Source organism: Mesorhizobium australicum, from assembly GCF_900177325.1.
GTDB classification, from domain to species: domain Bacteria; phylum Pseudomonadota; class Alphaproteobacteria; order Rhizobiales; family Rhizobiaceae; genus Mesorhizobium_A; species Mesorhizobium_A australicum_A.
Map to the genome: position 1 here is coordinate 1,735,092 of NZ_FXBL01000004.1, position 21,233 is coordinate 1,756,324.

27 protein-coding genes are annotated in these 21,233 nt (G+C 66.2%); 14 read left to right on the forward strand and 13 right to left on the reverse strand.

Annotated features, from left to right (window positions below):
• Nucleotides 1-8 precede the first annotated feature (8 nt).
• From B9Z03_RS10790 to B9Z03_RS30225, 5 genes are all read right to left on the reverse strand, one after another.
• The gene (locus tag B9Z03_RS10790; protein ID WP_085464215.1) at nt 9-230 is read right to left on the reverse strand and encodes a type II toxin-antitoxin system HicB family antitoxin; all 222 of its coding nucleotides are present in this window, start codon (nt 228-230) and stop codon (nt 9-11) included.
• A gap of 263 nt (nt 231-493) precedes the next feature.
• Nucleotides 494-1,402 (reverse strand): DUF937 domain-containing protein, encoded by a 909-nt coding sequence (locus B9Z03_RS10800; protein WP_085464217.1) that lies wholly within the window; start codon nt 1,400-1,402, stop codon nt 494-496.
• 94 nt (nt 1,403-1,496) lie between these two features.
• Entirely contained in the window at nt 1,497-2,870 is a 1,374-nt protein-coding gene (locus B9Z03_RS10805) for a glutamate--cysteine ligase (protein WP_085464218.1), read from the reverse strand.
• 115 nt (nt 2,871-2,985) lie between these two features.
• Entirely contained in the window at nt 2,986-3,723 is a 738-nt protein-coding gene (locus B9Z03_RS10810) for a 16S rRNA (uracil(1498)-N(3))-methyltransferase (RefSeq protein ID WP_085464219.1), read from the reverse strand.
• Between the two features lie 41 nt (nt 3,724-3,764).
• A complete protein-coding gene (locus B9Z03_RS30225) occupies nt 3,765-4,535 on the reverse strand; it encodes a hypothetical protein (protein WP_244561714.1) in 771 nt (256 codons plus the stop codon).
• 72 nt (nt 4,536-4,607) lie between these two features.
• Here B9Z03_RS30225 and B9Z03_RS10820 point away from each other — a divergent pair, with 72 nt between their 5' ends.
• On the forward strand, nt 4,608-5,312 hold the full coding sequence (locus tag B9Z03_RS10820) for a type 1 glutamine amidotransferase (RefSeq protein ID WP_085464220.1): 705 nt from the start codon (nt 4,608-4,610) through the stop codon (nt 5,310-5,312).
• A gap of 212 nt (nt 5,313-5,524) precedes the next feature.
• Nucleotides 5,525-5,656: a hypothetical protein gene (locus B9Z03_RS30410; protein ID WP_257810334.1), complete on the forward strand. Its 132-nt coding sequence runs from the start codon at nt 5,525-5,527 to the stop codon at nt 5,654-5,656.
• Here B9Z03_RS30410 and B9Z03_RS10825 read toward each other — a convergent pair.
• Genes B9Z03_RS10825 through B9Z03_RS10840 form a run of 4 tightly spaced genes read right to left on the reverse strand, consistent with a single transcriptional unit; the run spans nt 5,629 to nt 9,208 of the window.
• Nucleotides 5,629-6,414 (reverse strand): metallophosphoesterase, encoded by a 786-nt coding sequence (locus B9Z03_RS10825; RefSeq protein WP_085464221.1) that lies wholly within the window; start codon nt 6,412-6,414, stop codon nt 5,629-5,631. The two genes, B9Z03_RS30410 and B9Z03_RS10825, sit on opposite strands and share 28 nt — an antisense overlap.
• Entirely contained in the window at nt 6,411-7,193 is a 783-nt protein-coding gene (locus B9Z03_RS10830; RefSeq protein ID WP_085464222.1) for a (Fe-S)-binding protein, read from the reverse strand. Before B9Z03_RS10830 ends, B9Z03_RS10825 begins: the two co-directional genes overlap by 4 nt.
• 40 nt (nt 7,194-7,233) lie before the next feature.
• The gene (locus tag B9Z03_RS10835) at nt 7,234-8,379 is read right to left on the reverse strand and encodes an alpha-hydroxy acid oxidase (protein WP_085464223.1); all 1,146 of its coding nucleotides are present in this window, start codon (nt 8,377-8,379) and stop codon (nt 7,234-7,236) included.
• Nucleotides 8,380-8,404: 25 nt separating this feature from the next.
• Nucleotides 8,405-9,208 (reverse strand): FCD domain-containing protein, encoded by an 804-nt coding sequence (locus B9Z03_RS10840; protein WP_085464224.1) that lies wholly within the window; start codon nt 9,206-9,208, stop codon nt 8,405-8,407.
• A 146-nt stretch (nt 9,209-9,354) separates the two neighbouring features.
• Between B9Z03_RS10840 and B9Z03_RS10845 the strand changes: the two genes are divergently transcribed.
• The 9 genes from B9Z03_RS10845 (at nt 9,355) to B9Z03_RS10885 (ending at nt 15,377) form a co-directional block, all read left to right on the forward strand.
• Nucleotides 9,355-10,851, forward strand: a complete 1,497-nt coding sequence (locus tag B9Z03_RS10845) for an FAD-linked oxidase C-terminal domain-containing protein (RefSeq protein WP_085464225.1) — start codon at nt 9,355-9,357, stop codon at nt 10,849-10,851.
• 62 nt (nt 10,852-10,913) lie between these two features.
• On the forward strand, nt 10,914-11,165 hold the full coding sequence (locus tag B9Z03_RS10850) for an AbrB/MazE/SpoVT family DNA-binding domain-containing protein (protein WP_085464226.1): 252 nt from the start codon (nt 10,914-10,916) through the stop codon (nt 11,163-11,165).
• Nucleotides 11,162-11,569 carry a type II toxin-antitoxin system VapC family toxin gene (locus tag B9Z03_RS10855; protein ID WP_085464227.1) on the forward strand — a complete coding sequence of 136 codons (408 nt, stop codon included), beginning with the start codon at nt 11,162-11,164 and terminating at the stop codon, nt 11,567-11,569. The genes B9Z03_RS10850 and B9Z03_RS10855 overlap by 4 nt, the downstream gene beginning before the upstream one ends.
• The gene (gene glcE / locus B9Z03_RS10860) at nt 11,566-12,780 is read left to right on the forward strand and encodes a glycolate oxidase subunit GlcE (RefSeq protein WP_085464228.1); all 1,215 of its coding nucleotides are present in this window, start codon (nt 11,566-11,568) and stop codon (nt 12,778-12,780) included. The genes B9Z03_RS10855 and glcE overlap by 4 nt, the downstream gene beginning before the upstream one ends.
• Nucleotides 12,781-12,820: 40 nt before the next feature.
• The gene (locus tag B9Z03_RS10865) at nt 12,821-13,201 is read left to right on the forward strand and encodes a DUF4870 family protein (protein WP_085464229.1); all 381 of its coding nucleotides are present in this window, start codon (nt 12,821-12,823) and stop codon (nt 13,199-13,201) included.
• 55 nt (nt 13,202-13,256) lie between these two features.
• The gene (locus B9Z03_RS10870; RefSeq protein ID WP_085464230.1) at nt 13,257-13,484 is read left to right on the forward strand and encodes a DUF433 domain-containing protein; all 228 of its coding nucleotides are present in this window, start codon (nt 13,257-13,259) and stop codon (nt 13,482-13,484) included.
• Nucleotides 13,481-13,822 (forward strand): hypothetical protein, encoded by a 342-nt coding sequence (locus tag B9Z03_RS10875; protein ID WP_085464231.1) that lies wholly within the window; start codon nt 13,481-13,483, stop codon nt 13,820-13,822. Before B9Z03_RS10870 ends, B9Z03_RS10875 begins: the two co-directional genes overlap by 4 nt.
• A gap of 3 nt (nt 13,823-13,825) precedes the next feature.
• Entirely contained in the window at nt 13,826-15,136 is a 1,311-nt protein-coding gene (gene glcF / locus B9Z03_RS10880) for a glycolate oxidase subunit GlcF (protein WP_085464232.1), read from the forward strand.
• Between the two features lie 25 nt (nt 15,137-15,161).
• Complete coding sequence (locus tag B9Z03_RS10885) at nt 15,162-15,377, forward strand: hypothetical protein (protein WP_085464233.1); 216 nt, start codon at nt 15,162-15,164, stop codon at nt 15,375-15,377.
• Here the strand turns inward: B9Z03_RS10885 and B9Z03_RS10890 are convergent.
• Together B9Z03_RS10890 and B9Z03_RS10895 are read right to left on the reverse strand one after the other, a co-directional pair.
• Nucleotides 15,374-16,237: a bile acid:sodium symporter family protein gene (locus B9Z03_RS10890; protein ID WP_085464234.1), complete on the reverse strand. Its 864-nt coding sequence runs from the start codon at nt 16,235-16,237 to the stop codon at nt 15,374-15,376. The genes B9Z03_RS10885 and B9Z03_RS10890 overlap by 4 nt on opposite strands.
• 213 nt (nt 16,238-16,450) lie before the next feature.
• Nucleotides 16,451-17,215, reverse strand: a complete 765-nt coding sequence (locus B9Z03_RS10895) for a L,D-transpeptidase (protein WP_139832225.1) — start codon at nt 17,213-17,215, stop codon at nt 16,451-16,453.
• A 206-nt stretch (nt 17,216-17,421) separates the two neighbouring features.
• Here B9Z03_RS10895 and B9Z03_RS10900 point away from each other — a divergent pair, with 206 nt between their 5' ends.
• Together B9Z03_RS10900 and B9Z03_RS10905 are read left to right on the forward strand one after the other, a co-directional pair.
• Entirely contained in the window at nt 17,422-18,060 is a 639-nt protein-coding gene (locus B9Z03_RS10900; RefSeq protein WP_085464236.1) for a DNA-3-methyladenine glycosylase I, read from the forward strand.
• Nucleotides 18,038-18,457 carry a DUF1801 domain-containing protein gene (locus B9Z03_RS10905; protein WP_085464237.1) on the forward strand — a complete coding sequence of 140 codons (420 nt, stop codon included), beginning with the start codon at nt 18,038-18,040 and terminating at the stop codon, nt 18,455-18,457. Before B9Z03_RS10900 ends, B9Z03_RS10905 begins: the two co-directional genes overlap by 23 nt.
• Nucleotides 18,458-18,556: 99 nt before the next feature.
• Here the strand turns inward: B9Z03_RS10905 and B9Z03_RS10910 are convergent, their stop codons facing one another.
• Nucleotides 18,557-18,904 (reverse strand): hypothetical protein, encoded by a 348-nt coding sequence (locus B9Z03_RS10910; protein ID WP_244561715.1) that lies wholly within the window; start codon nt 18,902-18,904, stop codon nt 18,557-18,559.
• Between the two features lie 71 nt (nt 18,905-18,975).
• A complete protein-coding gene (locus B9Z03_RS10915) occupies nt 18,976-19,209 on the reverse strand; it encodes a hypothetical protein (RefSeq protein ID WP_085464239.1) in 234 nt (77 codons plus the stop codon).
• 211 nt (nt 19,210-19,420) lie between these two features.
• Between B9Z03_RS10915 and hisS the strand changes: the two genes are divergently transcribed.
• Nucleotides 19,421-21,034, forward strand: a complete 1,614-nt coding sequence (gene hisS, locus B9Z03_RS10920; RefSeq protein WP_085464240.1) for a histidine--tRNA ligase — start codon at nt 19,421-19,423, stop codon at nt 21,032-21,034.
• The last annotated feature ends 199 nt before the right edge of the window (nt 21,035-21,233 follow it).

Here is a 21,233-nt window from a genome sequence, read left to right on the forward strand (position 1 = left end):
CTTTTTCATTATGCGAGGGCTTGTGGGCGGGTGGGTGCGGGCAGCGGCCGCCCCATCCGCTCGGCCATATCCAGCCACTCGGTAATGGCGTCTTGCACGTTATGCAGGGCTTCTTCCGGCGATTCTCCGTCGCTCATACAACCCGGAAGGTCAGGCACCGTTGCGACGAAGCCGCCGCCATCTTCGGGTGCAAGGGGAGATACGATGACTGCGTAGCGCAGCGCTCTCATGTCTATCGTCCTTCCACGGCATCGACCAATTTTACGAGTTTCCGGATATATACAGGTTTGATCGGGCGCTTGTAAGGGATCGTGACAATCTCGCGTATCCGATCATGAGCGACTTTATAGTGTGATCCGCCGCCACGCGGAGGCTGGCATTGCAAGCCGTGTTCGCGGCAGACGGTGATGACATCGTCGATCTTCCAATCGGACTGAGGATTCTTCCGCATCCGATCGATCAGGCGAATTGTGCGGAGAGCGCACACCTGCGTCTACCGGTAGCGGTCCATCCCCTTCAGATACTGGTCGAAGATCGACTCCATCCCCTTCTGGTATTCGTCGCGCTGCTTGGAGCCGCTCTCGAACATATCGCCGAACAGGTCGTCATAGGGATTGCGCGGGCGGCCGCTCGGGTTCGTCCGCTGCTGCGCTGGTTCGGGCTCCGGCTCGGCCTTGCGCTGCCCGCCGCGCATCATCTCCTCGAAGATGCGGCCAAGCGGATTGTCCGCCATCGGATCGGTCTGGCGCTGGCGGGCCTGGCCCTGCGGCTGCGGTGCGCTGCCGGCTGCGCCGCCGCCGAGCATGTCCTTGAGGATTTTGCCGAACGGATTGTCGAACGGATCCATAGGGTTGGGCTGAGGTGGCGGCGCCTGGCGCTGCTGCGGCTGGCCCATCATGCCGCCGCCCTGCTTCATCATCTGGTCGATGATCTCGCCAAGAATATTGCCGCTGGCGCCAAATCCGCCCGCCTGGGCCTGTTGCGGCTGGCCGGCCGTCTGCCTGAACAGGCCGCCCATCAGCATCGAGGCCATCGCCGGCAGCATCTGTTTCAGGATCTCCTGCTGGATGCCGGTCGCCTGCGCAGCCTGCGCGGCCACGGCCCGCGACAGTTCCTTCGAGCCGAACAGGTGGCCAAGGATTCCATTGCCCTCGGCCATGCCGGCGGGCGAGAAGGCGTTCGCCGCGTCGTCGTAATATTTCGCGTGGTTTCCGCTCGCCAGCGCCTGCAGGAAGTTCGACACGCCGTAGGGGTCCGACGTGTTGCGCTTCAGCCCCTGGCTAAATGCCGGCGCCAGCGCCTCCATGGCGAGCGCGGCCTGCTGCTGCGACAGGTTGAACTGCCGTGCCATGAGTTCGACCGCACGGCCGTTCTGCGCCATCATTTCGTAGAGCGGTAGCATCGCGGTCTCCCTGGCTGAACCTCGCCAGCGAAACCTAATGCCGAATCCGCGTTGTTAGAAGAGGCGATATCGCAGCGTGGCGATGCCGCCAGCCTCAGTAGGCATATTCCAGGAACGCCGGCTCGATCGAACCTCCCCAGCGCGTGTGGTAGGCATTGACCATCTCCTGCGCACTCGTCGTGCCGCGCGCCACCACCTCGTCCAGCGTCGACAGGAAGCTGGTCTCGTCGTACCCGTCGCGGTTCCTGCGGTTGCGGTTCGTGAGACCCAGCCGCGAGATGGCCAGAACCTCACGCGCCACCTCCAGCAGCGAGCGGTTGCGGAACACGGTCGTCAGCGCCTCCTCCGGCACCGCGTTGCGCATCGCCAGCACCTCCTCGAAGGTCCAGTCGCGGGTCAGTTCCTCCGCGGCGTCCAGCGCTTCGGCGTCGTAAAGGAGGCCGACCCAGAAGGCCGGCAGTGCGCAGATGCGCCGCCATGGTCCGCCGTCGGCGCCGCGCATCTCCAGGAAGCGCTTCAGCCTGACGTCCGGGAACAGCGTCGACAGATGGTTCGCCCAGTCGCCCATGGTCGGCATGCCGTCCGGCACTTCGTTGCGCGCCTTGCCGGCCATGAAGTCGCGGAAGGTCATGTGGGTCATGTCGATGTAGCGGCCTTCGCGGATGACGAAATACATCGGCACGTCCAGCGCCCAGTCGACATAGTCCGCGAAGCCGAAATCGGGCGAAAAGCAGAAGTCGAGCAGGCCGGAGCGCTGGTTGTCGGTGTCGCGCCAGATGTCGCCGCGCCAGCTCTGCAGCCCGTTCGGGCGCCCGTCGGTGAAGGGGGAGTTGGCGAACAGGGCCGTCGCCAGCGGCTGGAGCTTGAGCGAAACCTGCATCTTGCGACGCATGTCCGCCTCGCTCTCGAAGTCGAGATTCACCTGGATCGTGCAGGTGCGGTACATCATGTCGAGGCCCTTGGTGCCGACCTTGGGCATGTAGCGCGTCATGATTTCGTAGCGCGACTTCGGCATCTTCGGCGTTTCGGCGAGCGTCCATTTCGGGCTGCCGCCGAGGCCGAGAAAGCGGATGCCGAGCGGCTCAGCGATCTCGCGCAGCTGCGCCAGATGTGCGTTGCCCTCGCGGCAGGTGTGGTGGATCGTTTCCAGCGGCGCGCCCGAAAGCTCGAACTGCCCGCCCGGCTCCAGCGAGATCGCGCCCTGTCCGGTCGGCTCGACCAGGCCGATGATGTTGCCCGCGTCGATGATCGGCTCCCAGCCGAGCTTGTCCTTCATCCCGTCGAGCAGCGCCTTGATGCCGCGCGGTCCCGCATAGGGCACCGGCGCGTTGCCGTCGACATAGAAAGGGAACTTCTCATGCTCGGTGCCGATGCGCCACTTGTCGCGCGGCTTGTTGCCGGCGGCCAGATAGCCGACGAGTTCGTCCGTGCTTTCGATCGGGCTGAAGTCTGTCGTGTCGCGCGCCATGGTGTCGCCCCGGGTGGTCTTTTGCGCGCGAGCATTGGCCGCAAACCCCGGTCTTCGGCAAGCGAAATGTTCTGAGCCAGCCGTCAACGAAACTTGATGGCCGGGCAGCGCGGGCTTACCGCCAATCCCCGATGGAGGCCTGTATGACCGCCATCGCCGCCACCGCGGCGGTGTCGGCGCGCAGGATGCGCGGGCCGAGCGGGATCGAGGTGACGTAGGGCAGGGCGCGCAGCTGCTGGCGCTCCTCCTCGGAGAACCCGCCTTCCGGGCCGATCAGCAGGCCGAGCTTGTTCTCCGGCACGGCCTGAAGAGCGGGCATCGGGTTGTTGGTCTCCGCGCCCTCGTCGCAGAAGATCAGCCGCCGTCCCGGCTCCCATTCCCAGATCAGACGTTCGAGCTTCACCACGTCGCGCACCTGCGGGATCGCCAGGATGCCGCACTGCTCTGCGGCCTCCACCACGTTGGCGCGGATGCGGTCGATGCCGATGTTCGACATCTGCGTGTGCTGGGTCAGCACCGGCTGCAACACGCCGGCGCCCATCTCGACCGCCTTCTGCACCATGTAGTCGAGCCGGCCCTGCTTCAGCGGTGCGAAGCAGTAGATGAGGTCGGGCAGCGCCGGCTGCGGCCTGACCTGCGTCATCAGCGACAGCCGCACCTTCTTCCGCGATGCCTCGGTCAGGCTCGCCAGCCACTCGCCGTCGACGCCGTTGAAGACCAGCAACTGAGCGCCGGAATGCATGCGCAGCACGTTGAGGAGATAGTGGGCCTGCTGCGGATCGGGCTCGATCTCGCCGTTCGCCTGCATGGCTTGCGGCACGAAGAGCCGCTGCATTCTGTAATTCGCTCGCATCGCCGGCAGCCATGCGGCAGGCTTGCGGCGAGTTCAAGGCATTATCCGGCGGAGGGATGCCAGTCCGGTGCATAGCCTAGCGACAGGGCGCGCACCGTGCTTGCCGGCGTCAGGAGCACCGCATCGGCGCCCGGTTCGGAAGCGTGCAGCCAGCCTTGAAACGACCATTCCAGCCAGGCGGCGTTCGATTTCGCATAAGCCCGACCGTTGGCTGCGACGATTGCTCCCGCAGGAAGTGTGGAGAGGCTGGGCAATGCGATACCCCCACCCCTAACCCCTCCCCGCAAGGGGGAGGGGGACCTTGGTGTCGCGCTCTTCCCTCCGGAGGTGTCGCCGGGCATCGACGTTTCGGGATCCCCCTCCCCCTTGCGGGGAGGGGTTAGGGGTGGGGGTGCCTCGTCCCGGTCTTGCCCCCGTCCGCTCGCCCTTCTCTCTTGGTGCAGCACCGCATCCATCTCCGGTGCAGCCATCGCGTCCCGCCCTTGTCCCGCCGCGAAGCATCTTGCGAATTCCACCGCCCGCTCGCGCCGGCAGTAGAAGCAGGGCCGGTGTCCGGCAGCGAGCGCCGTCACCTCATCGAGGAAGAACAGTTCCGTCCAGCCGGCGCCGCCTGAGGGCGAGTTCCGGCCCATCACCTCGCGCCTGCGGCCGCGAAAGTCGCATTCGCAGATGATCCACGCCTTGGTCGTCCAGCGCTTGAGCAGCGTCTTCGTCGCCGGATCGTGGATCACGCCGCGGTTGCCGGTGAATATGCCGCGCGCGGCCACCGCGTGGATCATGCCGAACGGATCGACCCTGTTCTGCAACGGCATGCGCTCCTCCTTCCCGTCGGCGATACTGCATGATACCGCTCGGGCCTGTCCTGCCCACCCGGAACGCGCGCGATGAAAGTCCTCGTGGTCGAGAACTATGACAATACCGGCCTCGGCCAAATGGCGACCGCGCTCGACCAGGCGGGGGCTGAGATCACGCTGGTGCGCGCGCACCGCGGCGACGAACTGCCGGCCGGCGCGGACGGCCACGACGCCATCATCGTGCTCGGCGGCGGCCAGAACGCGCTGGCGGACGAGGAATATCCCTACCTGCCGGCGCTCGCCGCGCTGATGCGGTCCTTCGCCGATTCGGGCCGGTCCGCGCTTGGTATCTGCCTCGGCAGCCAGATCCTCGCCCGCGCCTACGGTGCCGAGAACCTGATCGGCGCGGCACCGGAGTTCGGCTGGCAGGAGGTGACGCTGACGCCGGAGGGGCGCGACGACCCTGTCCTGTCCGCCGCGCCCGAGGTGTTCCCTATCTTCCAGTGGCACGACGACACATTCGTCCTGCCGCGCGGCGCGGCGCGTCTCGCCGGCAACGATGCCGCCCACAACCAGGCCTTCCGGGTCGGCCGGGCTGGCTACGGCATCCAGTTCCATTTCGAGGCCGACCGGAAACTGGTCGACGAGTGGCACGCGGCGTTTCCCGAGACGATCGCGCAAAAACGCGCCGGCTGGATGGACATCTATCCCGCCGAGGCAGCAGGTCATGGTCCCGCGGCCGATGCGGCAGGCCTCGCGATCGCGCGCGCCTGGGTCTCCACCATCCGCTCCTGAGCCGCCGGCGTTGCCGGATTGCCACGTACGGAAACTATCCCCAGTTGTGTGAAACAGCTCCTTTTCATTCGCCCTGGAGAGGGATAGAGCCACGCCCGCGCTCGGCGCCGCCCGATCGTGGCGGAACCTTGTTACCGACCGGGCGTTTTTGTGAAACCAAACGGTAACGTAGAACAGCTAAAGACTTCAGAACCGAAATCGAGATGACTCCCGTGAAAGCAGCTCTCCTGTCCGTCCTGATGCTGTCCGGCATTGCGCTGTGGGGCGCAGGCATCTACGCCGCCGACGCGGCGGGCGATCACGCCCCGGTCGACGGCTACGGCGTCGTCCAGGCGTCGCGCTGACCGTCAGCGCTCATCTGCAGGATACGCTTCCGCGTTCCCTCGATCGAAAGGGCGGTCAGCACGCCCGTCGAGAACGCCGCGGTGTCCACGTTCACCCTGTTTGGCAGAATCTCCGGCACGCTTGACGGCGTGTGACCGTGCACGACAACTTTTTCGTGCAGCAGCGGCGAATCGAGGAACGCGCCGCGAATCCAGATCAGGTCTTCCGGATTTTGGCGTGCCAGTGGAACGCCGGGCCTGATTCCCGCATGGCAGAAGAAGAAGTCGCCAAAGGCGACGCTGCGCGGCAGCGTGGCGAGGAACTCGACATGCTCGCGCGGCATCGCCGCCCTGAGCCGGGCCGCCGCTTCGTGCGCCAGCGCGTGCGAGGAGAAATCGGCGTCCACGCCATATGAAAAGGCCGTCTGCCTGCCGCCGTGCCGCGCGAACAGGCTGTCGGGGTTGGGGTCTGCAAGAAAGTCCACCAGCCCCGCATCATGATTGCCGGCGAGCGCGATGTATCGTCCGTCAGCGCCGGTCGCGCGGATCAGGAAGTCGACCACGCCCTTCGAGTCGGGCCCCCGGTCGATGTAGTCGCCGACATGGACGATGCGCCAGTCGCCCGGCGGGTTGCCGTCGATCTCCGTCCGGATCGCCTCATGCATCGCCTCCAGCAGGTCGAGCCGTCCGTGCACGTCGCCGATTGCATAGATGCGCAGGCCGGCGGGGCCCGCGGCGTCGGTCAGGTGGATGCCTTCCGTTCCGATGCGTTCAGTCATCGCGAACCTCCGATCGGCGGCTCGCCGGTCATTCCGGCCAGCACCTCCGCCACATGCCGCGTCTCTATGGCGGAACCTTGCCGCTTCAGCCTGCCGGCCATGTTCATCAGGCAGCCGAGGTCGCCTGCAAGCAACAGGTCCGCGCCCGATGCCCCGATCGCCTCGGTCTTCCTCGCCGCGATCGCGTTCGACACACCGGATGGCCTAGCGCAGAACGCGCCGCCGAGGCCGCAGCAGACGTCCGCCTCCGGCAGGTCGCGCAGCCGCAGCCCCTGCACCTTGCCGAGCAGGGCGCGCGGCTGGCCGCGGATGCCGAGCTCGCGCAGCCCCGCGCACGAGTCGTGATAGGTCGCGATCGCCTCCAGGCGGGCGTCGACGGCGGACAGGCCCCTGATGTCGCTCAGGAAGGACACCAACTCGTGCACCTTGGCCGAGAAGGCAGCCACGCGCCCCTCCCAGTCCGGATCCCCCTTGAACAGGGGCGGATAGTGCTTCTTCAGCATGCCGGCACAGGAACCCGACGGCGCAACGACATAGTCGAATTCCTCGAAGGCCTCGATCGTCGTCTCGGCGATCGCGCGCGCGTCCTTGCGGTCGCCGGCATTGTGGGCCGGCTGGCCACAGCATGTCTGCGTTCTCGGAATCTCGACCGTGCAGCCCGTCGCCTCGATCAGCTTGGCCGCGGCGAGACCGACGACGGGGCGGAACAGGTCCACGAGGCAGGTCACGAACAGGCCAACGCGCGGCTTCTCGGTCTCATCGTCGATGCTCGGACTCATATCCCGCCTGTTCGTTCCGGCGAGATCGTCCGTGCCGGTGTCAGCCCGGCCTGCGGGCCAGCCAGTCCTTGCTCGCCAGCCTGATGTCGCGTTTGCCGCACAGCGCCATCGTCGTGTCGAGCTCCTTGCGGATGATCTCCAGCGCCGTCGTTACACCCGGCTCGCCCATTGCGCCAAGCCCGTAGAGGAACGGCCTGCCGATGAATGTTCCCTTGGCGCCCAGGCACAGCGCCTTGAGCACGTCCTGGCCCGAGCGGATGCCGCCATCGAAATGCACCTCGATCCTGTCGCCGACCGCATCGGCGATCTCCTCCAGCTTCGATATCGACGAATCGGCCCCGTCGAGCTGCCGGCCACCATGATTCGAGACGATGATCGCGTCCGCGCCCGTCTGCACGGCCATTTCGGCGTCCTCCCGGTCGAGGATGCCCTTGAGGATCAGCTTGCCGCCCCACTGCTTCTTGATCCACTCGACGTCCGCCCAGGAGAGCTGCGGATCGAACTGCTCCGATGTCCAGGCCGACAGCGACGACAGGTCGGTGACGCTCTTGGCGTGGCCGACGATGTTGCGGAAGGTGCGCCGCTGCGTGCCGAGCATGCCCAGGCACCAGCCGGGCCGCGTTGCCATCTGCCAGATATGCTTCGGCGTGAAGCGCGGCGGCGCCGACAGGCCGTTGCGCAGGTCCTTGTGGCGCTGGCCGAGGATCTGCAGGTCGAGCGTCAAAACCAGCGCGGAGCATTTCGCCGCCTTGGCGCGCTGGATCAGGTTGAGGACAAAATCCTTGTCGCGCATGACATAGAGCTGGAACCAGAACGGCTTCGTCGTCACGGACGCCACGTCCTCAATGGAACAGATGCTCATCGTCGAGAGCGTGAACGGTACGCCGAACTTCTCGGCGGCGCGGGCCGCCAGCATCTCGCCATCGGCATGCTGCATGCCGGTCAGGCCGGTGGGAGCGAGGGCTACCGGCATCGACACCTTCTCGCCGATCATTGTCGATTCAAGGCTTCGGTTGGTCATGTCGACCAGCACGCGCTGGCGCAGCTTGATCTTGGCGAAGTCCGCCTCGTTGGCGCGGTAGGTGCTCTCCGTCCACGAGCCCGAATCCGCGTAGTCGAAGAACATCTTCGGCACGCGCCGCCTGGCGAGTTTCTTGAGGTCGTTGATCTCGAGGATGGGTGCCATGGACAATGCCCGTCTGGTTAGGAAATCAGGATCGGCGGTCGGCGCTGCGCGCCCGCTCGCCAGCTGCCCGCTGCAGGAGCCGCAACCGCGAGACGCGCTGCCATTCGCCCGTCCGCTCGGCGGCGTCGACCGCTTCCGCGACGAAATCGATATGCGCCTCGGCGGCCCGCCGCGCCGCCGCCGGATCGCCGGACACGACCGCGCTGTGGATCGCCTTGTGCTGGGCAAGCAACTTCTCGCGCATGCCGGGCAGCGTGTAGATCAGCGAGCGGTTGAAGAAGACGCCGTCGGCCAGCAGCCGGTAGCAGGAGCGCAGCGTGTGCAGCAGGATGATGTTGTGCGCGCATTCGCCGATCGCATTGTGGAACTCGACGTCGATCTCGGCGTCCGCGCTGAAGTCGTCGCCGGCGTTCGCGGCCTCCATCCTCGTCATGATGTCGTCGAGCATGGACCGGTCTTCCGCCGTCGCCCGCCGCGCCGCATAGTCCGCCGCCATGCCCTCTATGTCGCGGCGGTATTCCAGGTAGTCGGCCGTCGCCTTGCGGTGCGCGGCGATCAGCTCGATCATCGGCGCGGTGAACACTTGCCCGACGATATCGGCGATATAGGTGCCGCCGCCGGGGCGAGACGTGATGAGCCCGCGCTCCTCCAGCGACTTCAGGGCGATGCGCAGGATCGGCCGCGACACCTCGAACCGCCCCGCGAGATCGCGCTCGCCCGGCAGCCGGTCGCCGACCCGCAGCACCCCTTCGAGGATCAGCGACTCGATCTGCTGCACGACCTCGTCGGCCGTGCGCAGGTGCTCGATGCGGGAAAAGACGTCGTTCAAGGCAGTGTCTCGACAGTCAGTGGCTCCACTCCTAGCGGAACCATCGCCAACTGGTCAACTTTATTGTCCACTTGTTGTGTTGTGGCCTCCGGTCGGCTATGGGTTGGCTGCGACGAACGAAGCGTGCCGGCAAGGAGGCGTGGGCAATGTCAGGTCTCGTGATGCCTGCCCCCGATGCGCAGACAATGCGCCGACGCGACGAGATCGTGGCGGATATGCGCATCATCGTGCCGGGCGAGGGCGTCGTCGACCATCCGACCGGCATGCGCGCCTTCGAGAGCGACGGGCTGACCGCCTACCGCCAGTTGCCCTTGGTCGTCGTGCTGCCCGAGACCACCGCCCAGGTCTCGCGCATCCTGAAATACTGCAACGACCGCAACATACGTGTCGTGCCGCGTGGCTCCGGAACGTCCCTGTCCGGCGGCGCGCTGCCGCTAGAGGACGCGGTGCTGCTGGTGATGAGCCGCTTCAACCGCATTCTCGACATCGACTTCGCCAACCGCGCCATCGTCGCGCAGCCGGGCGTCACCAATCTCGGCATCACAACGGCCGTGCAAGACCAGGGATTCTACTACGCACCGGACCCCTCCTCGCAGATCGCTTGTTCGATCGGCGGCAATGTCGCGGAAAACTCTGGCGGCGTGCATTGCCTGAAATACGGCCTCACCGCCAACAACGTACTGGGCATCGAGATGGTGCTGATGGACGGCGAGGTGGTGCGCCTCGGCGGCAAGCATCTGGATTCGGAAGGCTACGACCTTCTCGGCGTCATGACCGGCTCGGAAGGCCTGCTCGGCGTCGTCACCGAGGTCACAGTACGCATCTTGAAGAAGCCCGAGGCGGCGCGGGCGCTGCTCATCGGCTTCCCGTCTTCTGAGGAGGCCGGCCAGTGTGTCGCCGACATCATCGGCGCCGGCATCATCCCCGGCGGCATGGAGATGATGGATCGCCCGGCGATCCATGCGGCAGAGGATTTCGTCCATGCCGGCTATCCGCTCGACGTCGAGGCGCTGCTGATCGTCGAGCTTGACGGGCCTGGCCCCGAGATCGACCACCTGATCGGCGAAGTGGAGGCGATCGCACGCCGCAACGGCTCGACCGAGTGTCGCATCTCCGCCTCCGAGGCCGAGCGCCTGTCCTTCTGGGCCGGCCGCAAGGCGGCGTTCCCGGCCGTTGGCCGCATCTCGCCCGACTATTACTGCATGGACGGCACAATCCCGCGCAAGGAACTGCCGAAGGTTCTGGCCGGCATGCGCGAGATGTCGGAGAAATACGGGCTCGGCGTCGCCAACGTCTTCCATGCCGGCGACGGCAACCTGCACCCGCTCATCCTCTACGACGCGAACATTCCGGGCGAACTAGAGAAGGCTGAGAGCTTCGGCTCCGACATCCTGCGCCTCTGCGTCGCCGTCGGCGGGGTCCTCACTGGGGAGCATGGTGTCGGCGTCGAGAAGCGAGACCTGATGCCGGAGATGTTCTCCGAGATCGACCTCGACCAGCAGATGCGCGTCAAATGCGCCTTCGACCCGAAGCACCTGCTCAATCCCGGCAAAGTCTTCCCGCAACTGCGCCGCTGCGCCGAGCTCGGCCGCATGCACGTGCATCGCGGGCAGATGGCTTTCCCGGACATTCCGAGGTTTTAGGATTGGAGGTAAGGCAGTATTGCCTTACATTGGATGTCGAGGGCCAAATTGGAAACGCCACGATGACCACACTCACTGTAACGGCCAAGGGCCAAGTGACACTGAAGAAGGAACTGCTGCAGCATCTCGGCGTGAAACCCGGCCAGAAGATCGAGGTGGATGCCTTGCCCGGCGGGCAGCTGGCGATGAAGGCGGCTCCGCGAAAGGGAAGCTGGGAGGAAATCTACGGAATGCTCGCTGGCAAGACCGACAAGGTCGCGACGATCGAAGAGATGAACGAGGCCATTCGAAGGGGTTGGGCCGGAGAGAGATGAGGATCACTGCCGACACCAACATTCTGGTGCGCGTGATCGTCCTCGACGATCTTGCCCAGGCGCGGACAGCTTTGGACATCCTCACAAGGGCCGAGACGGTTTTCCTGCCGCTGCCGTGCCTCTGCGAATTCGCCTGGGTTCTCGAACGGACCTATGGGCTTTCGCGGCAAGACATTGCAGCGTCTCTGCGTCAGATCATCCAGCGCGGCAATGTGGAAACAGATGCCCAGGCAGTCGATGCGGGACTTCGTGTCCTGGATGGCGGTGGTGACTTCGCGGATGGCGTGATCGCTTCGGTTGGGGCCCAATCGGGCGCCGACAAGTTTGTTTCGTTCGACCGCAAGGCAGTTGCCCGGGTCAAAGCAATCGGCATGTCCGCAGAGCTGGTCACCATCAAGACATGACCACCTTCACCCCCACCACCGCCGCCGAGGTTCTGGACGCCGTCCGCTGGGCTGCAGCCGAGGAGCAGCCGCTGGAGATCGTCGGCCGCGGCACCAAGCGCGGCATCGGGCGACCGGCGCAGACGAAGCATGCGGTCGACCTGTCGGGGCTGACCGGAGTGACGCTCTACGAGCCGGAGGAACTGGTGCTGTCGGCTCGCGCCGGCACGCCGCTGGCCGAGATCGAGGCGCTGCTGGCCGGGCGCGGCCAGGAACTCGCTTTCGAGCCGATGGACTACGCGCCGCTGCTCACCGGAAAGACCTCTTCGGATGGCAAGTCGGGCACCGTCGGCGGCGCGCTCGCTGCCAATCTCTCAGGCCCGCGCCGGCTAAAGGCGGGTGCGGCGCGCGACCATATCCTCGGCGTCCACGCCGTCTCGGGCCGCGGCGAGGCGTTCAAGGCGGGTGGCCGCGTGGTGAAGAACGTCACCGGCTACGACCTCTCCAAGGCGATGGCGGGCTCGTGGGGCACGCTGGCGGTGGTCACCGACCTCACCTTCAAGGTGCTGCCGCGCGCCGAGACCGAGACCACCGTCGCGCTGCGTCGGCTCGACGACGAGAAGGCTGTCGCGGCGATGGCGGCCGCCATGGGCTCGAGCGCGGAAGTCTCCGCCGCCGCCCACTTGCCCGAACTGGTTGCCGCGCGCGTCGCAGGCGGCACGCTCGGCTCTGATCCGGCGACCCTGTTGCGCGTCGACGGTTTCGGCCCCTCGGTCGCCTACCGGGTCGCCATGCTCTCCGACCTCTTCGGCGGTCATGTCGAGACCATCGACACGGAGCGCTCGCGCGCGCTCTGGGTCGGCGTGCGTGACGTCGCTCCCTTCGCCGACGGTACGGACCGCCCGGTCTGGCGCATATCGCTCGCGCCGTCCGAGGGATGGAAGCTGGTCGCCGCACTGCGCATGCAGTTGGCCGTCGACGCCTTCTACGACTGGCAGGGCGGGCTGGTCTGGCTGCGCCTGGAGGACGATCCGGAGGCCGAACTCGTGCGCCGGTTGGTCCGCGGGCTTGGCAGCGGTCACGCGACGCTGGTTCGTGCGTCCGCGCCGGTCCGCGCCGCCATACCCGTCTTCGAGCCGCAACACGGCGCGCTTGGAGCGCTCTCGGCGCGCCTTAAGTCCGAGTTCGACCCCAGGGGCATCCTCAATCCCGGCCGGATGGCGACGGTATGAACTTCTGGTAGAATATGACACCGAAACGAGGGGAACCGAGATGACCGACACGAATCCGCCGCCCGCCGCACCGCGCCAGACCGACCAGTGGCTCGAGCCCGGCAAGACCAACGTCCAGATCGTCTACTTCCTCTACATTGCCGGCATGTTCATCCCGATCCTGCCGCTGGTGGGCCTGATCATGGCCTATATCAACCGCGGCAAGGCCGGCGGCTGGGTCGACACGCACTACACCTATCTCATCCGCACCTTCTGGATCGGCCTGCTTTACGGCGCCATCGCCGTGATCCTGATGATGCTCCTGATCGGCTTCCTGCTCCTCGTCGCAGTCGCCGTCTGGATCATCGTGCGCTGCATCGTCGGCCTGCAGGCCGCAGGCAGAGGCGAGCCGGTGAAGAACCCGGAGAGCTGGCTGATTTGAACGCCACAGGTCGCGGCGCGCCCCCTGGAACCGCGCGCCGCCCGAGGAGGATGAGATGAAGATCTCCGATGTCTTGAGCTCCGATCCCGAAATCGTCTCCGGTGCCGTCGTGTTCAAGGGCACGCGCGTACCGGTCGCGGGCCTGTTCGAATACCTGCGGGCGGGTGATACGCTCGACGAGTTCCTGCTCGATTTCCCGACGGTGGAGCGCGAGCAGGTCGAGGCGGTCATCCAACTGGCCGGCGAGGACGTCGAGCAGCTTATCCTGAAGCAGGCCGCGTGACAGTTCAACTCGACGAATCCGTGCCTGCGCGGCTGGCGAAATCGCTCAATGCAGCCGGTGTCCGCACCTTGCGCTTTCCGAACGAATGGAAGGGCTTGAAGAACGGGGAACTGCTGGCTGTACTTCGACAACGCGGGTTCACCTGTCTGGTCACGTGCGACAAGAACCTGCACTACCAGCAATCGATTTCCCAGTTGAACCTGGCGCTTGTGGTGCTGCCGCGTCAGCGCTTCCTGGACCTGCAGCCTTTGCTGGACGTCATCGCAGGGGCCGCGCAAGACGCGAAGCCCGGCGAAACGATCATCATCGCGGAAGACGGTACGGTATCTAAGGCGTAATTCATGCAAACCACCTTCTCCCTTGCCCAACTCGCCGATCCGCACGTGGCGGAGGCCGAGAAGATCCTGCGCAAATGCGTCCATTGCGGGTTCTGCACGGCGACGTGCCCGACCTATGTGACGCTCGGCAACGAGCTCGATTCGCCGCGCGGGCGCATCTATCTCATCAAGGACATGCTGGAGAACGGCCGCCCGGCCGACGAGGAGATCGTCACCCATGTCGACCGCTGCCTGTCCTGCCTGTCCTGCATGACGACCTGCCCGTCGGGCGTGCACTACATGCACCTCGTCGACCATGCGCGGGCGCATATCGAGCAGACCTACCGCCGCCCCTTCATCGACCGCACGATCCGCGCCGTGCTGGCGCAGGTGCTGCCGTACCCGGGGCGCTTCCGCGCCGCGCTGAGGCTCGCCGCCTTCGGCCGCCCCTTCGCCGGCCTGTTCGGTCGCATGCAGGCGCTGAAGCCGCTCGCCGCCATGCTCACGATGGCGCCGCGTACGGTACCCGCCGCCTCCGCGGTCTCGAAGCCCGCCACTCACGGCGCGAGCGCACCAAAGCGCGGCCGCGTCGCGCTCCTCACCGGCTGCGCCCAGTCGGTGCTCGATCCGGCGATCAACGAGGCGACCGTGCGCCTGCTCACCCGCCTCGGCGTCGAGGTGGTCGTGCCGGAAGGTGAGGGCTGCTGCGGCGCGCTCGTCCACCACATGGGCCGCGAGGAGGCAGCGCTCGCGGCCGCGCGCACGAATGTCGACGCCTGGACCCGCGAGATCGAGCGCGCCGGCCTCGACGCCATCGTCATCACCGCGTCCGGTTGCGGCACCACGATCAAGGATTACGGCTTCATGCTGCGCCTCGACCCGGCCTATGCCGACAAGGCCGCGCGCGTATCGGCGCTCGCCAAGGACGTCACCGAATATCTCGCGGCGATCGACTTGCCCGAGCCGTCGCTGCCGCCGGGCCTGTCCGTCGCCTACCACTCCGCCTGCTCGATGCAGCACGGCCAGAAGATCACCCGCCAGCCGAAGGACCTCCTGAAGCGCGCCGGCTTCGACGTGCGCGAGCCGAAGGAAGGGCATCTGTGCTGCGGTTCTGCCGGCACCTACAACATCCTCCAGCCCGACATCGCGGCGAAGCTGCGTTCCCGCAAGGTGTCCAACATCGAAGCGACGGGAGCGGCGCTCGTCGCCACCGGTAACATCGGCTGCATGACCCAGATCAGCGGCGGGACGGCGCTGTCCGTCGTGCACACCGTCGAGCTGCTCGACTGGGCCTGGGGCGGGCCGAGGCCGGAGGGCCTGCTGGCGACTTTCTGAAACGTCTGACGGCGAGTGGTCAACGATGTCTGATGTCGGCTTTTTCTGGGTAGGGCTTGCCTTGATCATCGGCGCCATGGCCTGGTTTGCCAGGTGGCTCGAGAGCACCTCGAGGATCTCCAAGGAGACCGAGGATGGCATTCAAGCCGGGCTCGAGGGCGGTGTGTCTGCGCACCGTGCCCGATGGTGGCACGACATGTTTTCTGGTGATGGCGATGGCGGAGGCGGCGACGGCGATTAGCCCATCATCCTTCGCCGCCACAGCACGAAGGGGATCGTCACCAAATACATCGTGATGCCGTAGACGCCCGACGGCAGCGAGAACGGCGGCAGCGCGCTTGCCTGTTCGGCGATCAGCGAGCCGACGGTGATGCCGAGCGTCGCGTTCTGGATGTCGGTCTCGATCGCGATGGCGGTCGACTGCGCCGGCCCCAGCGCGAAGACCCGCCCCAGCCCCAGCCCGATCGCCAGCAAAGCAAGGTTCAGCACGATCAGGCTCGGCGCGAGTACCGCGAGGTTGGCAACGAACAGCGACCAGTTCGCGGCCAGCGCGCCGACCACAACAATCACAAACAGAACCAGCGCCAGCTTCTCGACGAAGGGTTCGATCGCCAGCGCCATACCCTCTGCGAAGCGCCGCACCAGCACGCCGATGACGACCGGCGCCGCGGTAATCAGGAACATCGAGATGCCGAGCCGGGTCACATCCACCGGCGGAGCGTCAAGCCCCATGAAGTGTCGCGCGAAGAAGGCGACCAGCGGCGGCATGGTGAAAACGGCCACCAGGCTGATGATGCCGGTCAGCGTGATCGACAGCGCCAGATCGCCCCTGGCGAGCTTGGTCAGGATGTTCGACGTCACACCGCCCGGGCAGAGCGACAGGATCATCAGCCCCACCGCCAGTTCCGGCGGGAGGCCGAAGGCGGTAGCGATGAGGAAGGCGACGGCCGGGATCGTCACCAGTTGCGAGAACGCGCCGATGCCGAAGGCCTTCGGCTGCGCGGCCACCCGCGCAAAGTCTGCGACCGTCAGCCCGAGGCCGAGCGAGAACATGATCACCGCCAGCGCGAGCGGCAGGAACACCGTGATGAGACTGTCCAACGATCCCCTCCCTGATCGGCCGGAGGCGTCCGGCACGACAAGGCTTAGGCAAGATCCGGCGATTCCGCAATCGTATGAGCAGCGTCTCACGGCAGCACGCCCGTTCAAAAACAAAGGGCAGCGCGACGGCGATCGCGCTGCCCTTGTCGCCGCAGGTTCCCCCGCCGACGCGGCCGCCCCCGTCCCCTGACGCGGCCTATCCCCTCTCCGGGATCACATGACGATGACCTTGGTCCCCACGTTCACCATCTCGTAGAGCTCGATCACGTCCTGGTTGCGCATGCGGATGCAGCCGGAGGAATTGTTGGTGCCGATGGTCCACGGCGCATTGGTGCCGTGGATGCGGTAGAGCGTCGAGCCGAGATAAAGCGCGCGCGCGCCGAGCGGGTTCGCCTCGCCGCCGGCCATGAAGGCGGGCAGGATGCGGCCCTTCTTCCTCTCGCGCTCGATCATCTCCGCCGGCGGGCGCCAGTCGGGCCAGGTCCGCTTGTTGCTGACGATCTCGGTGCCGCGCCAGTCCATGCCTTCCTTGCCGACGCCGACGCCATAGCGCCGCGCCATGCCGTCGCCGCGCACGTAGTAGAGGAACTTGGACTGCTGATCGATGATGATCGTGCCCGGCTTTTCCTTGCTCGGATACTCCACCTCCTGCGGCAGATAGACAGGATCCATCTGGAACTGCTTCTTGGTCGGAGCGGGAACCGCAGCGGTGCGCAGGTTCGGGTCGACCGCCTGGCGCTGCCCGGTGCGCCGCAGCTCTCGCAGCCGCGGCTGGTTCATCGCGACGCTGCGGCGCTCCACAGGCGCTGCCATGCGCCGCCCATCCGGCGTGCGCTTCAGCTGCATCACCCACGGGGCAGACAGGTCCGGCGAGACGACGAGCGGCGGGCGCTCAGAATAGCGGCTCTGGGCCGCGGCGGGCTGGGCAGCGAGGGCGGCGGCGGTCGCTGCGCCGGCAAGCAGGAGGATACGCAACATCACACTTTTCACTCTCGTTCTGGCGGCACATGATCGGCGGGACGAGCACCGAAACTGTCAGGAGCGTGCATCGCGGGCGGTAGCAAAAGGTGAATCGGAATTGATAAAAGGCCGCCGATCGCGGAAACCATTTGGTGTGGTTACCGGCTGGTTCAGGAAAATGGTGAACGGCCGGTAAACCGGTCGTGGCAGGGAAGGGATGTCGGATGGCGGAGCTCGCGAGTGGGCTGATCGAGGGACCGGATGGCGCTGTGCGCTGCTTCTGGCACGGCAACCTGCCGGACTACCTGTACTACCACGACCACGAATGGGGCCGCCCCGTCGCCGACGACCGCCGCCTGTTCGAGAAACTGTGCCTTGAAGGCTTCCAGTCTGGCCTGTCATGGCTCACCATCCTGCGCAAGCGGGACAATTTCCGCGCCGCCTTCGACAATTTCGACCATGAGAAGATCGCGCACTACGGCGAGGCGGACGTCGCGCGCCTGCTCGCCGACAAGGGGATCGTGCGCCATCAGGGCAAGATCCGCTCCGTCATCAACAATGCGCAGCGCGCCAAGGAACTCATCGCCGAGGCCGGGTCGCTCGCCGCTTTCTTCTGGCGCTTCGAGCCGGGAGATTCGGAGCGCCCCGAACGCGTCGACCTCGAACATCTTCGCGCCAATCCGACGACGGAGGTCTCGAAGAAGATTTCGAAGGAACTGAAGAAGCGCGGCTGGAGCTTTGTCGGGCCGACCACCGTCTATGCGTTCATGCAGGCGATGGGGCTGGTGAATGACCACATCGAAGGCTGCATCTGCCGTTCGGCCATCGAAAGGGAGCGCCATGCCTTCGTCCGCCCCCGTTGAGCCGGCTGCGGCGGCCTATTTCGCGGCTCTGCCGAAGCAGGCAGGCGACGAGTTGCTGCGGCTGCGCGAGCTGATCCACCGTGTCGCAGGCGAGACCGCGGGCGTCGGCGCGCTCGCCGAGACGCTGAAATGGGGCGAGCCATCCTACACGCCGGCGAAGGCCGGCATCGGCAGTTCGGTACGGCTTGCCGCGCTGCGCGATGGCCGCGTGGCGGTGCATTTCATCTGTCACACCGGGTTGGTCGCGCGCTTTCGGGAGATCTATCCGGACGTCTTCGACTATCAGGGCAAGCGGTCGATCCTGATCGAGCCCGGCAGGCCGTTGGACGAGAGGGCGCTGTCCCATTGCTTGGCGATGGCGCTGACCTATCACCGTGACCGGCGCTCTTTCGGCTGAGGAAAAACGCCCCCTCCGCCGATCCTCGGGCGGATCGGGAAGGGGGCGATCATCCGGCCCGGGGCAAAGAAGGCCGGAATTCCGAAGGCGCGCGAGCGCCTATTTTTCGTAGCGGCCCTTGTAGCCGCTGCCGCCGATGTTCCAGACCAGCGCGCGGCCTTCGACATCGAGCACGATGCCGGTGAAGCCGCGGCTGTCGGGGGTGTGCCGGCCGCTGACGCGGCTGCGTCCGGCTGGCACCAGCGAGATCTTGTTGCCGTCCTGCGCCCAGCAGCCCTTGCCGTACTGGTCGTTGGCGCCATAGGCGAGCATGAATTCGAACGAGCCGTCCTTGCGCAGCAGGAGTTCGGAACCGACCTCCATCACGCCGTTGAGATAGTAGTGCCCGGCGAGGCGCTCGTGGCCGCCGCGGCAGCCGACGGCGGCGATACCTGTCTGGGCACTCACGCACGCCGCTCCAGTCGCGAAGACCGCCGACAGGAGCAGGAGTCTGAAGATATGGCGCATTGCCGTCCTCCTCACGCCGGCAGCGCCGCGCCCGACAGTGTCAGGCTGGTCAGCACGACGATCACGCAGGCGAAGACCGGATAGAGCACCAGCATCGAGGTGCCGAAGGCGCTGCCGGTCGCCATCTCGGCGAGGCGGGGATCGTTGCGCGGCGAAAACGCGCCGTGGGCAGGCGAGCCCGGCTCGGTCTTCCCGGCGGCGGGGCGCAGCGTGCGGTCTTCCGGGGCGATGGTCTCAGTGGTCATGGTCGTTGTTCCGAATGTGTTGCTGCTCTTTTCGGTGGTTCGTGTTTCAGCCCAATGGCGCGGGGGAGGGGTGATGTAACTGTGGGCGCAGACGGCGGCGGCGGAGGGCGCGCCGGGACGTTCACCGCCTTGCCCCTCCCGCATCGATCCGCTAGGACACGCCCGCGCGGGAAACCGCGTGTAAAGCCCAAGAAAACACGCGGAATTCCCGATGGCCGACAAATCGCAGAAGATGCTGGCGCGCACGCCGCGCGGCTTTGCGGATCGCACGCCGGAGGACATCCGCGCCGTCGAGCAGATGATGGCCAAGATCCGCGCCGTCTACGAGCTCTACGGCTTCGAGCCCGCCGACCAGCCGCTGATCGAATATACCGACGCGCTGGGCAAGTTCCTGCCCGACCAGGACCGGCCGAACGAGGGCGTGTTCTCCTTCCAGGATGACGACGAGCAGTGGCTGTCGTTGCGCTACGACCTGACCGCCCCGATGGCGCGCTATGTGGCGGAGAACTTCGAGCGGTTGCCGAAACCGTTCCGCTCCTACCGCTCCGGCTGGGTGTTCCGCAACGAAAAGCCCGGCCCCGGCCGCTTCCGCCAGTTCATGCAGTTCGACGCCGATACCGTCGGCACGCCGGGCGTCGCGGCGGATGCCGAGATGGCGATGATGATGGCCGACGTGATGGAGGCGCTGGGCATCGCGCGCGGCGACTACGTCATCCGGGTGAACAACCGCAAGGTGCTCGACGGCGTGCTGGAGGCGATTGGCCTCGGCGGCGACGAGAATGCCGGGCGACGGCTGACGGTGCTCAGGGCGATCGACAAGCTGGACAAGCTGGGCGTCGAGGGCGTGCGGCTGCTGCTGGGGGCCGGGCGCTGGGACGGCGGCAAGGAAGGCGAGGGGGATTTTACGAAAGGCGCGGGGCTGGATGAGGCTGGCGTAGACACAATATTGGAGTTCTTATCAAAGGCCTCAAAGCCCTACCTCACATTCACCGAAAATCCGGAGACGTCCTCGGTCACCGCTCAGGACGATGCGTGGTTGGAGGTCGAGGGTGGCGGACAGGCATTCTACGACAACGAACACATGATCGTAAGGCTGCAGCATGATCTCCCGCAAAACGCACTTCTGCAGCAAGGCCTTGAAGAGCTAGGCGCAATTGCGAACCTAGTTGCGTCTGCTGGGTATGGTTCGAAGCGCATCCGTATCGACCCCTCCGTCGTCCGAGGCCTCGAATACTACACCGGTCCGGTTTTCGAGGCCGAGCTGCTCGCCGAAATCCCCAATGACGACGGCCAGATCGTGCGGTTCGGCTCGGTCGGCGGCGGCGGGCGGTATGACGGGCTGGTGTCGCGCTTCCGTGGCGAGCCTGTGCCGGCGACAGGGTTCTCCATCGGCGTCTCGCGGCTGACGTCTGCGCTGAAGGCGCTGGGCAAGCTGGACACGTCCGACACGATCGGCCCGGTCGTCGTGCTGGTGATGGACCGCGACATGGAAAGCCTCGGCCGCTACCAGAAGATGGTGTCGGACCTGCGCCGGGCCGGCATCCGCGCGGAAATGTACCTCGGCGGATCGGGCATGAAGCCGCAGATGAAATATGCCGACCGGCGCGGTGCGCCCTGCGTGGTGATCCAGGGCGGCAACGAGCGCGCCGAGGGCGTCGTCCAGATCAAGGACATGGTGGCGGGCGCCGAGCTTGCCGCGAACATCGCCGGCCATGACGCCTACAAGGAGGCGCGGCCGGGGCAGATGACCGTGCCGGAGACGGAGCTGGTCGCCACGGTGCGGGGGATTCTCGAGGCGCAGCGGGCGGAACGTGAACGTGGCTGAGGCTTTGGCCTGCCAGACCCCCCTCTGGCCTGCCGGCCATCTCCCCCTCAAGGGGGGAGATTGGCTGTCGCCAGCGATGTCGCCAATCGCCGACGCCGCCGTTCTGTCGACTCACAGGGTCAAGATTTCCGTTCCTCACAGGTTGCGGCAGGCGCCGAAACCGCCGATCTCCCCCCTTGAGGGGGAGATGGCCGGCAGG